The sequence below is a fragment of the Microbacterium sp. SORGH_AS_0421 genome (genome assembly GCF_030818635.1).
Classification (GTDB): Bacteria; Actinomycetota; Actinomycetes; order Actinomycetales; family Microbacteriaceae; genus Microbacterium.
Genome location: NZ_JAUTAO010000001.1, coordinates 3,358,706 through 3,371,990 on the forward strand (window position 1 = coordinate 3,358,706; position 13,285 = coordinate 3,371,990).

A 13,285-nucleotide genomic window follows, 5' to 3' on the forward strand; every position below is an offset into this window, starting at 1 on the left:
AGCACCGGGGGCGTCGAGAAGGGGCTCGTCAGGCGGCGAGAGCGGCGGTGACGGGGGTGACCGTCATGCCCGCGTCCGTGGCATCCACCGTCACCGCTGCGCCATCGCTCAGCTCACCCGACACGAACAGGTCGGCGATACGGTCGTCGACCTCGCGCTGGATGACCCGGCGCAGGGGCCGCGCTCCGTACTCCGGCTCGTACCCGATCTCGGCGAGACGGTCCACCGCCGCATCGGTGACCTCGAGGGAGACGTTGCGCGACGCCAGTCGCCGCGAGGTCGCCTCCAGCAGCAACCCCACGATCTCGCGCAGCTGCGTCTTCTCGAGCTTCCGGAACAACACGATGTCGTCGATGCGGTTGAGGAACTCCGGACGCATGGCCTCGCGGAGCTTTCCCATCACACGGTCGCGGAGGTCGGCATCGGCGAACTCGCGACCCGTCGTGGTGAAGCCGATCGCGCCCGAGCGGGATGCCAGGAACTCGGCGCCCAGGTTCGAGGTCATCACGATGACCGTGTTGCGGAAGTCGACCGTGCGGCCCTGTCCGTCCGTGAGCCGGCCGTCGTCGAGCACCTGCAGCAGCAGCGTGAAGACGTCGGGGTGGGCTTTCTCGATCTCGTCGAACAGCACGACGGCGTAGGGGTTGCGGCGCACACGCTCGGTGAGCTGACCGGCCTCGTCATAGCCGACGTATCCGGGAGGGGCACCGATCAGGCGCGACACGGTGTGCCGCTCGCCGAACTCGCTCATATCGAAGCGGATCACCGCTGCGTCGTCGTCGAACAACGAGCCCGCGAGAGCCTTCGCGAGTTCGGTCTTGCCGACGCCGGTGGGGCCGAGGAACAGGAACGATCCGACCGGGCGGTTCTCGTCGCCCATGCCCGTGCGGTTGCGGCGCACCGCCTTCGCCACGGCGGCGACCGCGTCGTCCTGCCCGATCACCCGGGCGTGCAGCTCGGTCTCGAGCTCGGCGAGACGACCACGCTCGGTGGCGGTGAGGCGAGCGACGGGGATGCCGGTGGCACGGCTGATCACCGCGGCGATCTCGGGCTCGTCGACGACCGCGGCGGCACGGGGGCCGGCCGTCGCCTCGTCGAGCCGCGTCTGCACGGCAGCCATCTCATCGCGCAGACGAGAGGCCTCCTCGTAGCGCTCGGCGGACACCGCGGCGTTCTTCTCGGCCTCCAGGGTTGCGAGGCGTTCGAGCAGCGCCGTCGTGTCGACCGTCGAGCCCAGCCGCAGCCGCAGCCGCGCGCCCGCCTGGTCGATGAGGTCGATCGCCTTGTCGGGCAGCACGCGGTCCGGCAGATAACGGTGACTCAGCTCGATCGCCGCGCGCAACGCCTCGTCGGTGTACGTCACGGCGTGGTGCTCCTCGTACGCCGAGCGGAGCCCGCGCAGGATCTCCACGGCATCCGGGATCGAGGGCTCGCCCACGCGCACGGGCTGAAGGCGCCGCTCCAGGGCGGGGTCCTTCTCGATCGTGCGGTACTCGCGAACGGTCGTGGCGCCGATCAGGTGCACGTCGCCGCGGGCGAGGCGGGGCTTGAGGATGTTCCCGGCGTCCATCGAGCCGTCTCCGCTCCCGCCCGCGCCGACGAGGGTGTGCACCTCGTCGATGAAGACGACGAGCTTGTCGGATGCCGCGACCTCCTCCATCGTCTGGGTGAGGCGCTCTTCGAAGTCGCCGCGATAGCGCGCTCCGGCGAGCATCGCCGCGAGGTCGAGCGAGACGACGCGCGTACCGCGCAACTGCTCGGGCACCTCTCCGGCGACGATCGCGCGGGCGAGCCCCTCGACGACGGCCGTCTTGCCGACGCCGGCCTCGCCGATCAGCACGGGGTTGTTCTTCGTGCGGCGGCTGAGGATCTCGATGGTCTGCTCGATCTCATCGGAGCGACCGATGACCGGGTCGAGCTCACCGGCGACGGCCCGCGCCGTCAGGTCGGTGCCGAAGCGGTCGAGGTTCGGAGTCGCGGATGCCGACTCGTCGGCCACCTCGTTCTCGTCGCCGCCCAAGACGGTCTCGCGCACCCCCTGGGTGAGGGCCTCGGCGGTCACTCCGGCCTGCGCGAGGATCTGCCCCGCGGGCGCGTCCTGGGCGAGGACGAGTGCGAAAAAGAGGTGGTCGGGGTCGACGTAGGTGGACCCGGCGGCCCGCGCCACCTGGAACGCGTGGAACAGCGCGCGCTGCACGGAGCCGGCGACGACGGCACCGTCGACGTTCGCGGGGGTCGCGGCGGCGGGAAGGCGGCTCTCGGCCGCACGGGCGATCGCGGCGGGGTCGGCGCCGAGCCGCGCGACGGCTTCTTTGGCGGGCGAGCGTCCGACGAGGACGTGGAGCACGTGCAGAGCGTCGAGCTCACGCTGGCCTCGGCCGAGCGCGAAACGTCCGGCCGCCTGGAGGGCGTCCTGCGTGCGTGCACTGAGGAACCGGCTGAGGTCGATCGAGCGCTCGGCTCGCGCCTGCTCGCCCGCGAGGTAGCGGGCCAGGAACTCGTCGAACGACTGAGCGCCGTCGCCGGGGGTGAATTCTTCGGGCAATTCCGTCTCCTGAGATACGTGAGTGCGGTTCACTCAAGTTTGCTACTTGAGCGCCGTCGTATCAAGTTCAACGAGAGTGCGCGGCGTCTATTCCCGGAGGGTCGGGTCGGCGTCGTTCCAGAGCTCCACCGTCTGCACGAGCCAGAAGATCGCGAAGAGCGCCAGGGCCGCCGACTCGCCCACGAGCACGACCGGAAAGCCCGTGCGTTCCACGCCCGAGACGACCCCGATGACGAGCAGGACCAGGGTCAGCACGATCGCCACGGCCACGGCCGCGTAGGCGAGACGGACTCCCCGCCGCAGCCGCCCGCTGCGCCGCGGCCTCCACGCCGCGATCGAGGCGACCGCCGCGATCAGAACGAAGAACGCGACCGCGGCGATCTCGTGCGCCCACGCGAGGAAGACCCCGGGCGCGGCCAGAGCCCACGCCGCTCCCCCGGCGACCAGCACGACGATGACCCCGACCGTGAGCGCTACCCCGCGACTCGCGGTGCCCTGAACGCGTGCCAGGATCCCCGCCGCGACCGCCCCGAGAAGAACCACGGATGCCACCGCCACGGCGTTGTTCGCCACGGTCGGTCTCACCTCCGGCGGCACGCAGCGCAGACCGTCGGCACAGGCGTTCGACGAGATGGTCGTCGGTACGTAGGCGATCACGAGAGCGAGCACCGCCGCGATGTCGAGCAGGCCCTGCTCCAGGCTGCGGCCCGACAGGGCGAGCAGGGCGAGGGCCGTCGCGCTCAGCGCCCCCACGAACACCGGGCCCGCGGGGGTGTAATACGTCGCGCTGACCGACGGCAGCCCGTCGCCGCGCGCGAGCTCGAGGCCGACACCGATGGCGAGGAACACCGTCGCACCGATCAGCGCCAGTCGCACGTACCGGTACGTGCGCTGCGTCGAAGTGGTGCGGATGCGCATAGCGGCATCCTGGCACTGCCCGCCGACATCGGCGGCGAGCGCAACCTTCCTCTCGACGTCGGTGGCGTCTGTCACAATTCCGGCATGCGCGAATTCCTCGCCGGAGCGGCATTGCTGGCCCGCGGTCTCGGCCAATGGCGCCGAACCCCCGGGGCAATGGCGCTCGGGCTCATCCCGGGAACGATCGTCGGCCTGCTGCTCGGTGCCGCGCTCGTGACGTGGGGTCTCGTCCTTCCCGATCTCGTCGACGACTGGACGCCGTTCGCCGACGCGTGGGCACCGGTGTGGGCCGGCGCTCTCCGTGCGGCGATCGGCCTCGCGTCGTTCGGCGCGGCGGTCCTCGTGGTCATCGTGTCGTTCACCGCCGTCACTCTCGCCGTGGGCGAGCCGTTCTACGACCGCATCTGGCGCGCGACCGAGCGCAGCGCCACGGGCGCGGTCCCCGCCGCAGAGTACGGCTTCTGGCGGGCCGTCGCAGACAGCGTGCGTCTCATCCTCCGGGGTATCGTGGCCGCTGCTCTGGCATGGCTCATCGGCCTCATCCCCTTCGTCGGCGGAGTCTTGGGCTTTGTCACCGGCGTGCTGCTGACCGGGTGGCTCCTGGCCGACGAACTCACCTCGCGCGCGCTCTCCGCCCGGGGGCTCGATCGGCGCGCGCGCAGAGAGCTCCTCCGCACGAACCGAGCACGTGCCCTCGGTTTCGGCGTCGCGACCCAGCTCTGCTTCCTCGTCCCGCTCGGGGCGGTGGCGGTCATGCCCGCAGCCGTGGCCGGCAGTACCCTCTGGGCGCACGCGGCTCTCGGTATCCGTCCTGTCGACGGCCGCGCTCCGGACGCGCTCGACCCCCACGCCACCCCGGCCGCGCACTCGCGCGCGGACTCGGCACGATAGCCTGGAGCGACCGAAGGGATCCTCATGTTCATCGTCTCTCTCATCTTGTTCGTCGGCGGCATGCTGTTGACCGGCATCTCGTTCTCTCTTGCCGCTCCGGCGCTGTTCTTCGCGCTCGGCATCATCCTCGTCTCGGCCTCGCTGGCGCTGCCGTTCCACTTCGGCACCCGCTGAGCACGCATCTCGGTCAGGCACCGCGTCACGTCACCCCCGGGTAGCGTGGTCCGGTGCCTTTCTCGTTCGATGCCCTGCGTCGCCACCCCGATCTCGAGGGTCCCGACCTCGTGGCCGTCGATGCCGCCGATCGTCTGATCCTGGACGAATCCGCCGACGTGCGTGCCGCGCTCGGTGAGGGAGAGCTCGTCGTGGTCGGCGACTCCTACGGGGCACTGACCCTGGCGGCGGCGGATGCCGGAGCCCGCGGCATCCGGGTCCATCAAGACGAGCTGCTGGGCGAGGAAGCCCTCGCGCGCAACGCCCGCGATGCCGAGCTCGAGGACTCCTTCGTGTCTCATGCGCTCGACGCGCACCTGCTCACCGGCGCCCGCGTCGTCCTTCTGCGCCTCCCCCGCTCGCTTCACGCGCTGTCCGACATCGCCGGACTCATCGCGCTGCACGCGCACCCCGACGTCGTCGTGGTCGCGGGTGGCCGGCTGAAGCACATGACGGTGTCGATGAACGACGTGCTGCGGCGCTTCTTCGACCGCGTGGACGTCTCGCACGCGCGGCAGAAGTCCCGCGTCCTCACCGCCCGCGGCCCACACGACGGCGCAATCCCCGAGCCGGAGGGGGCCGAGATCGACGGCATCCGGGTCCGTGCGTTCGGCGGCGCCTTCGCGGGCGCGTCGATCGACATCGGCACGCGCCTGATGCTCGCCCAGCTGCCCGCCCCGCGCGGAGACCGGGCGATCGACCTCGCCTGTGGGACGGGCGTGGTGGCCGCGGCCCTGGCCGTGCGGCATCCCTCCGTCCGTGTGGTCGCGTGCGACCAGTCCGCGGTCGCCGTCGCCTCGGCGCGGGCCACGGCAGAGGCCAACGGCGTGGCCGATCGCGTGAGCGTGGTTCGCGACGACGTCCTCCGGTCGCAACCGGATGCCTCGGCCTCGTTCATCGCGCTCAACCCCCCGTTCCACGCGGGTGCCGCCATCAACGAGGGTCTCGCTCCCCGCATGTTCGCCGACGCGGCTCGGGTGCTCGAGCCGGGCGGCGAGCTGTGGACGGTGTGGAATTCCTCGCTGCGGTACCGCGCGGCGCTGGAGCGGCTGGTCGGTCCGACCCGCCAGGTGGCGCGCGATCGCAAGTTCACCGTCACCGTCTCGACGAAGCGCTGACCCGATCCGCGTCGAGTCGTGGCGTCCGCCGCGCTCCGCGCGTAGATTTCGATCGACGTCGACGAGGAGGTGCGCCGTGCGGATCCGAACCGCCGTTCCCGCGCTCCTCGTCGTCGCGGCCCTGGCGATGGCGTTGCCGCCCGCCCCTCCCGCCTCCGGCGCACCCGCAACCGGCAGCGTGCGCGCCGATCCGCTCTCCGACGCCCTCACGGCCCCGCTCTTGGCGGACTGCTCGAGCATCACCGACAACGGCCGGGGCTACGCCCGCCTGCACGGGATCGACCTCTGCGGTGCCGCCACCACGCCCCCGGCCGAGCCTCTGCGCACGGAGATCGTGGGCGGTGAGGAGTGCGGGTCGGCGACGCTGACGATGACGAGCCGGGGCGGAGGGCTCGCCGCGATCGACTGGCGCGTGAGCTCCGAGACGGGTCCGATCGTCGCCGTCGAGCTCGACCTCGCCTTCGCGAGCGGCTCGGGCGGCGAGATGCGCCACTTCTCGGACCGCTCGCCCAGTGTCCACGCGCACGACGGCACGGTCGCGTTCCTCGGGGCGGGGAGGGCGACGGCCACCCTGTCCGGGTCGGTCGAGACCTTCACCGCGACCTGTCGGATCGTCCCCGCGAGCGTGCGCATCCTCGTGCGCTGACGGGGAGTCCGACGTCAGCCCTTGCCGCCGGGAGGGCCGACGGTGAGCAGCACAACGAACACGACCACGACGACCGCCACGAGCGCCACCGCGAGGGCCCACGGTCGACGGAGGAAGAATCGCAGCAACCGGTCGAGCGGGCGCCGATCGCGCGGGTCACCGCTGTCGTCGAGGCGCCACGCGCCGCGCAGACGTCCGGTGCGGTGGAGCCAGATCTCGGTGGGGATCGTGGCGTACGGGATCACGGCGCTGACCACCGCGAGGGCGGTGGGACCGAGGCCCCAGCGCTGGTTCAGCGCCACGAGCACGGCGGTCGCGCCGTAGGCGAGGAACACGAAGCCGTGGATCCCCCCGCCGATCGATACCGCGATCGGCAGGTCCGCGACGGCGCGCAGGATCAACCCTCCGATCAAGAGCGTCCACGAGACCGCCTCGGCGATCGCGAGGGTGCGAAACAGGGTCAGGGGCGTGCGGAACACGTCTCTCCTCGTTCGAGTCGGGGCTTTCCACCCTACGCAGAACGTCTCGCCGCTGACCGGCTCACCGTTCGACGTCGAGACGTCACTCGATCGGCTGATCGTCCTCGTCCAGCGAGGGATCCGACCTCGTCCCCTCCGCGGCCGTCGACGTGTCGGGCTCGGGGCCGGGCTCGATCGGGGGCTTCTGGCGTTCGGCATCCATCGCTCCACCCCATCAGATCGAGCGAGGGATGCCACGCGCTTGACGTCTCGGCATCCCTCCGGGCACCGTCGCCTCTCCCCCGAGGGTCCGGCTCCCCCGCGGGACGCCCGGCGCCCGCGATCCTGGAGCGTAGGCTGGAGGGATGGCGGAATCCCGGGGGCGCGTGTGGACCGGGGTCATCCGCGTGGGACCGCACCGCGGGGATCACCGCGTGGCTCTGCGTGCCGTGGTGAGCGTCGGTGTCCCGCTTCTCGTGCTCCTGGCGCTCGGCCGCCTCGACCTGAGCGTCTACGCGAGCTTCGGGGCTTTCGCCGCGCTCTACGGTCGCACCGACCTCCCTCGCACGCGCGTGCGCATGCAGGCCGTGGCGGGTACGGTCCTGGTCTCGTGCATGCTCGTCGGGACCGCCCTCTCGGCCCTCTCCACCCCCGCCATGGCGAGCGTCGCCGTCGTCGCTGTCCTCGCCGCGGCCGTCACCCTCTTCGCCTACCGCGCCCAGTGGCATCCGCCCGGCGCGCTCTTCGCCGTCTTCGCCGCGGGAGCCACCGCAAGCTTCCCCGCCACCGGCGCGACGTTCCTCACCGTGCTCGTCGTCGGCGGCGCAAGCGTGCTGTGGAGCCTGCTCGTGACCTGCGCGTTCGTCCTCGCGCGGCGCGGCTCGTGGCGGCGCCCGGCTCGCACGCGACCGCCCATCGGCTCGGTCGCGTGGGAGATGACGGCGACCGTCGGCGTCGCCGCTCTCGTCGCCGGCATCGCCGGGGCCCTGCTCATCGGGACGCACTGGTACTGGGCGATGGTCGGTGCCGTCGCCGCGGTCGGCGGAGCACACGTCACCGCGCGACTCATCCGTGGCGTGCAGCGGCTGGTCGGAACGCTCCTGGGCGTGCTGATCGCCGCGGCGCTGCTCGCTCTCGACCTGCCCCCGTGGGTCGTGCTGCTCATCGCGGTCGCACTGCAGGCGGGGGCCGAGCTGTTCGTCGGCCGCAACTACGGCATCGCGATGCTCTTCATCACCCCGCTGGCTCTGCTCATGGTGTCGCTCGCCTCCCCCGTCGCCCCCGACATGCTGCTGCGCGACCGCGTGATCGAGACGGTCATCGGCGTCGCCGTCGGAACCCTCGTCGCCATCGTGTCGGCGGGCCTGCGCCGCCGCTCCGCGAGAGGCTGAGCGCCCCATGCCCACCGGCTACACCCCGTTCCCATTCGTGAGCGCCGCCATGGGCGCGGCCCTCGTATCGCCGCTGCTCATCGCCGCGAACCTCCTGCTGCACTGATCGGAAGGCCCCGCCATCTCTGTCCCACTCACGGTCGTCGGCGCCATCAACGTCGACCTCACCGCCCGCGTCCGCCGCTCCCCCGGCCCCGGCGAGACCGTCGCCGACGGCGTCCTCGACCGCGGCCCCGGAGGCAAGGGGGCCAATCAGGCGGTTGCCGCTGCCCGCCTCGGCGCCGACGTCCGGCTCATCGGCGCCGTCGGCGACGACGCCGACGGTCGCGGCATCCGGGACCGCTTCGCCGCGATCGGGGTCGACGCCTCCGGAGTGCAGACCACGGACGCCGCGACCGGAACCGCCCTCATCGTCGTCGATGCGACGGGCGAGAACTCGATCGTCGTGTGCGCGGGGGCGAACGCCGCCATCGACGCGGATGCGCTCGGCATCGAACCGGGAGCTGCGGTCCTGCTGCAGTTGGAGGTGTCGGATGCCGTCGTCTCGGCCGCCGCGCGCGCTGCGGGCTTCCTGGCGGTCAACGCCGCCCCCGCCCGGCCGCTGCCCGCCGAGGTGCTCGAGCGGTGCGACCTCGTGATCGTCAACGAGACCGAGTACGCGCAGCTGCCCGAGGTGCACGACGCCCCTCTGCTCTGCGTGACGCTCGGTGCCGAGGGTGCGCGACTCTACCGGCGCGGCGAGCTCGTGGCTTCGGCCGCGGGAGTGCCCACGACCGTTCGCAACACCGTCGGCGCGGGCGACGCGTTCTGCGCGGCTCTCGTCGTCGGACTGCTCCGCGGAGACGCCGAAACCGACGCCCTCGCCCGCGCGTGCGCCGTGGGGTCCGCCGCCGTCGCCGACGACGCCTCGCAACCGGCGCTCGACGCCCTCGACACGTACGGAGTCCCCGCATGAGCCGCCGCCCGATCCTCGTCGACTGCGACACCGGCATCGACGACGCCCTGGCCCTCGCCTACCTGCTGGCCGAGCCCTCCGTCGAGGTCGTGGGCGTCACGACCGTCTCCGGGAACACGGATGCCGCCCGCGCGGCCGCCAACACCCTGTCGCTGTTCGAGCTCGCCGGCGAAGACGACATCCCCGTCGCGATCGGCGCGCACGATTTCCGCGCTCGCGCCTACGCGGGCGGAGCTCCGCACGTGCACGGTGACGACGGGCTCGGCGGTATCGCCCTGTCCGCCGCGGCCCGCGCGCACGATGCCCGCGCGGCGGTCGAGCTGATCGACCACGTCGCGTCACGGCATCCGGACCTCACCGTGCTCGCCCTCGGCCCCCTGACAAATCTCGCGGCCTACGCCGAGGCGCCCGGGGTCGCGCGGTTCGACCACCTCGTCGTGATGGGCGGTGCGTTCGCCCACTCGGGCAACGTCACCGCGTGGGCCGAGGCCAACATCCACAACGACCCCGAAGCCGCTGCCGTCGTGTTCGCGCAGGACTGGGACACCACGCTCGTGCCCCTCGACGTCACGATGACGCAGACCCTGGATGCCACCGACCTCGTGCGCCTCGAAGCGATCCCGGGAGCCGTGCCGCAGGCGTTGGCGCGCATGCTGCCGCACTACCTCGACTTCTACGCCGGAGTCTTTCCCGACCGCCGCTGCGCGCTGCACGATCCGCTCGCCGCGATGGTGGCCGCGGGGGCTCTGCGCGGAGTGAGCGTCTCGGCGGGCCGGGTCGACGTGCGGCTCGAACGCGGCGAACGCGGGCGGACGGTGTCGTCGAGCGGGTCGGAGACGCAGAGATGGGTCCGCGCGATGGAGGGCTCGGCGGCAGAAGTGCTGCTGGAACGGCTCGAAGCGCGGGAGTGGCCGGTCTGAGGCGGTGCGCTAGCCGCGGCGGCGGCTCTTCAACCACGCCGTGAGCCGGGACGTGTGGCGATCCGTGAACTCGTTCGCGAGCCGGGACGCCTCGTCGCCGATGTCGGCGCCGGCGTTGATGGCTTCGATCGCGCGGAGGGCGCGCTGCTCCTGGTCGTCGTGCGCGTCGTGATCGGCCATGGTGTCCAGGGTACGAACGTCGGCCGGGGTGAGCGCCGGTGACGACGCAGGGAACGACGAAGCCCGCCCTCGCACGATGCGGGGCGGGCTTCGTCGTGTTGCGGGTTCAGGAGTTCAACTCAGTGCCCAAAACCCGGTCGGACATAAATCAATGGGAGGGCACGCTGGGAGGACCCGCCTAGGTCAATACGGCTCAACCTCTCGCGACACACGTCCAGCTTGGCGCTCAAAGCAGAAGAGGCGACTGTAGTCATTGCTGCCCGAGAAGCGGACTCTCAAGCTATAGCGACGCGGCATCAAGGTCGACAACCCACCCCCCGACGGCCCGGCCTTCACCATGCACGTCGCGCAACGTGAGCAACTCGGGCTCGAACTCCTCAGCGTCGCGCGCAAAGACGTAGAACACCCTCTCGACAAGCGAAGCGAGGGGCACATCCCAGACCACCGCTGCACGCCTGATAACGTGCGCGATTGGGCTGCGGTGGACGTGGCCCCACCAACGTACGCTCGACGGCGTGATCGTGCCGCTAGCGTTGGTAATCTCTTGATCCATCGCGCGAACGTTCCATTTCGACGATCCGAAGAAGTCGTCCTCCACCGCCACACAGTTTTCGCTCAGATACAGCAAGTCGGCCTCGCCGTCAGCATCGAAGAGCGTGACTACCTTGCCGTCCGAGGGAATAGATATTGCACGACCCTGCAGGATCGCAAATCGCCGCCGACGGGACAACCAATCATCGAGGCCATGATCCGCGACCAGACCTTTATCCGATACCGAGCCAACCTCCAGGTGAGGGAGCTCGACCCCCATTCGGAGAGCGATGAATCGCAAGACGACACGCCGACTCGGGCTTATTGAACCGTCTTCCAAAGACTCAACTTGATCGACAAACCAACGCTTCAGTTCGTCATCGCTAACCTCTAGGCGCGCGTCCTGTCGGGCTGCGCTGGCAGGGCTCCCCTCCACAACTCCCGAGAACGGCTCCGAGTCTTCCCTTGCATCGACGCCACCAATATACGTTCGTTGGGCGGAGAACCCGATAGCTGATTGAATGCTTGGGGGCGGAGCTGATAGAGACAACCGCGCCTTAAGTTCTCCATCGTCATCATAGAGAGGCGTCAAACTGTTGGCAAACTCTTCCCGGAACCTTAGATAGGACGGCTCGTCGAGATCGAGGCTTGCGTTCATGGCATCCATGAGCCATGTGCCGTCTGCAGTCCCCCACTGGCCTGCCGTAACCACGCGCTCACGAGGTCCATGACCGACAACGTGTGCGTCGATATCGACATTCGAGGTGAGAGCCAGTCGCCTTAGGTAGCGCACGAACTGTCTCGTGGTAGGGAAATCCTCGCCGCCTTCGACGTCGAATAACCCCTCCTCCTCATCGACGCGAACCTTCAGGACTAGTTCAACAGAAGTCCCAGGCTCCAATAGCTGCTCCTGCCTACTTGCGGGCCGGAGGAGCGGGCGTTCGTTGAGTGCGTCTGGGAAGTCGAGAACTGAGGTCTCTTTTTTCGATTCCTCAACATGTCTTGAGATCACCCGAACGCGATCGGACGCCATAAATGCCGCAAAGAATCCGATGCCGAATTTCCCGGTTGGACGAAACCCGCTACTAACCAAGCCCGGTATGGCCTCCTGCGCCGCCTCGCTTCGCCAGCCACTTGTGCCAAAATTACACAGGGTGCTTGCCATCTGGTTTGACAAAATGCCAATCCCATAATCACGCACCGTCAGCTTATCAAATTCATCGCCGCGTTCAAGAGTAACTAGGATGGGCTTGACGGCATCTCCACCAAACGCGGAATCCAGAGCTCGTGTCGCATCCATCGCATTCGCGAGAATTTCACGTAATGACACCTCGGCTTGCCGATATTTCCCGTAGAGAGAAGCGCCTCCGAGGCGCTTCATTACGAGATTCTGGTCTCCGATAAAGGGGCGGGCATCAATTGGCTCCCACCCTACGGGCCGAACAAAGCGCGCGAATCTCTGCGGTGATTCCGCCCCCGCCGCCGCATGGGCTCGAAACCGAGGAATGTCCAGGTCGCCGCATAGATTATCCACACGCCGCAGTTCCGAGTCGATCATACGAACAGTGTCGTAGGTGAGCCACCATGCGTCAGCGAGTTCAATGTTAAACGCGCCAGTCGAGGTGAAATAAACTCGATGGTTTCTTATGTCCGCACTGAGCAGCTTTTCCTGTGCCAACCAGTGTGTCAGAGACTCCGCTTGCGGCAGTCGATGAGGAGTATGCAGAGGATGTGCTCGACTAGCGTCCACGTTGATAGCATCGGCCAAACGGAGGATGCAGGCAATTTTGACGGGATCCACTGTCCAGTCCGCCGGAAATCCCGGGATTGCGCCCAATTGCGGAGGGAGTTCGCTTTGCAACTCAGCAACGTCCAGCCAATGACTGCGACCCACTTGTCCGATGCAGTCACCATAGGATAGCCGCAGAGTTGTGTCCGCAAGCAGATACATCGATTGGCCGTTCGAAAGCTCCCAGCTGTTCGAGACCACTTCAACCGCCTGGGCGGCGTGGCGGCGTCGGAGTAGTGCCGTCAATAGGTCCTTGGCCCGACGGTCGGAGAGCCCGTTCCAAGTCGGGTTCGCGGAAAGGTCCTTCTTCGCAGCCGCAACGATTGTGTCGTACTCATCAGCGAAGGCTGCCGCTGCAATATCTGAGAACTCGACGGATTCTACCAATTCAAGAAGACCACCCGGATACGCTGAAGCACCCATGCCGAGATCATGAACTAAGAACGACCCTCCCAGCACGAATGCCTCGGCCGGATTCAGGGGAAAATCTTCACCGAGGAGAAGGGAAGCCGTTCGCCACAGACTATCGCAGTGAGAAATCCCGTGATCGGTGTAACCGGGAACACTTAGCGAAATCTCCTGCGCGACAGGCTCGACATGCTCCCGAAACTGCAAATATGCCGCCCGCAGGGTGCTCACCTGGCTCGGAACGCCGTCACCTTCCAGCCCCAAAGTTCTCTTCCAAAGGGCTGTTTCCTCAAAATCGACAACCGGCATTCCCTAGTCTCCG

Annotated in this window: 12 protein-coding genes; 7 read left to right on the plus strand and 5 right to left on the minus strand. The window is 68.8% G+C overall.

What is annotated here, in order from left to right; all coding sequences use genetic code 11:
- Positions 1–28: 28 nt before the first annotated feature.
- Entirely contained in the window at positions 29–2,545 is a 2,517-nt protein-coding gene (locus QE416_RS16020) for an ATP-dependent Clp protease ATP-binding subunit (RefSeq protein WP_307317687.1), read from the minus strand.
- Between the two features lie 87 nt (positions 2,546–2,632).
- Positions 2,633–3,538, minus strand: coding sequence for a hypothetical protein (locus QE416_RS16025; protein WP_307317689.1), 906 nt, complete (start codon positions 3,536–3,538; stop codon positions 2,633–2,635).
- Between the two features lie 9 nt (positions 3,539–3,547).
- Here QE416_RS16025 and QE416_RS16030 point away from each other — a divergent pair, with 9 nt between their 5' ends.
- From QE416_RS16030 to QE416_RS16045, 4 genes are all read left to right on the plus strand, one after another.
- Entirely contained in the window at positions 3,548–4,354 is an 807-nt protein-coding gene (locus QE416_RS16030) for an EI24 domain-containing protein (RefSeq protein ID WP_307317690.1), read from the plus strand.
- A 24-nt stretch (positions 4,355–4,378) separates the two neighbouring features.
- Positions 4,379–4,528, plus strand: a complete 150-nt coding sequence (locus QE416_RS16035) for a hypothetical protein (protein ID WP_164481596.1) — start codon at positions 4,379–4,381, stop codon at positions 4,526–4,528.
- Between the two features lie 53 nt (positions 4,529–4,581).
- A complete protein-coding gene (locus tag QE416_RS16040) occupies positions 4,582–5,685 on the plus strand; it encodes a methyltransferase (protein WP_307317694.1) in 1,104 nt (367 codons plus the stop codon).
- Positions 5,686–5,761: 76 nt separating this feature from the next.
- Positions 5,762–6,331, plus strand: a complete 570-nt coding sequence (locus tag QE416_RS16045) for a hypothetical protein (protein WP_307317696.1) — start codon at positions 5,762–5,764, stop codon at positions 6,329–6,331.
- 14 nt (positions 6,332–6,345) lie between these two features.
- On the opposite strand, the gene QE416_RS16050 is transcribed toward QE416_RS16045, so the two are convergent.
- The gene (locus QE416_RS16050; RefSeq protein ID WP_267787536.1) at positions 6,346–6,810 is read right to left on the minus strand and encodes a DUF3817 domain-containing protein; all 465 of its coding nucleotides are present in this window, start codon (positions 6,808–6,810) and stop codon (positions 6,346–6,348) included.
- Between the two features lie 344 nt (positions 6,811–7,154).
- Here QE416_RS16050 and QE416_RS16055 point away from each other — a divergent pair, with 344 nt between their 5' ends.
- The 3 genes from QE416_RS16055 to QE416_RS16065 all read left to right on the plus strand — a co-directional run bounded on the left by QE416_RS16055 (position 7,155) and on the right by QE416_RS16065 (position 10,055).
- Positions 7,155–8,180, plus strand: a complete 1,026-nt coding sequence (locus tag QE416_RS16055; protein ID WP_307317698.1) for an FUSC family protein — start codon at positions 7,155–7,157, stop codon at positions 8,178–8,180.
- A gap of 121 nt (positions 8,181–8,301) precedes the next feature.
- Positions 8,302–9,135, plus strand: a complete 834-nt coding sequence (locus QE416_RS16060; protein ID WP_307317985.1) for a ribokinase — start codon at positions 8,302–8,304, stop codon at positions 9,133–9,135.
- Positions 9,132–10,055, plus strand: coding sequence for a nucleoside hydrolase (locus QE416_RS16065; protein WP_307317700.1), 924 nt, complete (start codon positions 9,132–9,134; stop codon positions 10,053–10,055). Before QE416_RS16060 ends, QE416_RS16065 begins: the two co-directional genes overlap by 4 nt.
- 9 nt (positions 10,056–10,064) lie before the next feature.
- Here the strand turns inward: QE416_RS16065 and QE416_RS16070 are convergent, their stop codons facing one another.
- Together QE416_RS16070 and QE416_RS16075 are read right to left on the minus strand one after the other, a co-directional pair.
- Entirely contained in the window at positions 10,065–10,235 is a 171-nt protein-coding gene (locus QE416_RS16070; protein ID WP_307317703.1) for a hypothetical protein, read from the minus strand.
- Between the two features lie 280 nt (positions 10,236–10,515).
- The gene (locus tag QE416_RS16075) at positions 10,516–13,272 is read right to left on the minus strand and encodes an ATP-binding protein (RefSeq protein WP_307317704.1); all 2,757 of its coding nucleotides are present in this window, start codon (positions 13,270–13,272) and stop codon (positions 10,516–10,518) included.
- Positions 13,273–13,285: the final 13 nt, after the last annotated feature.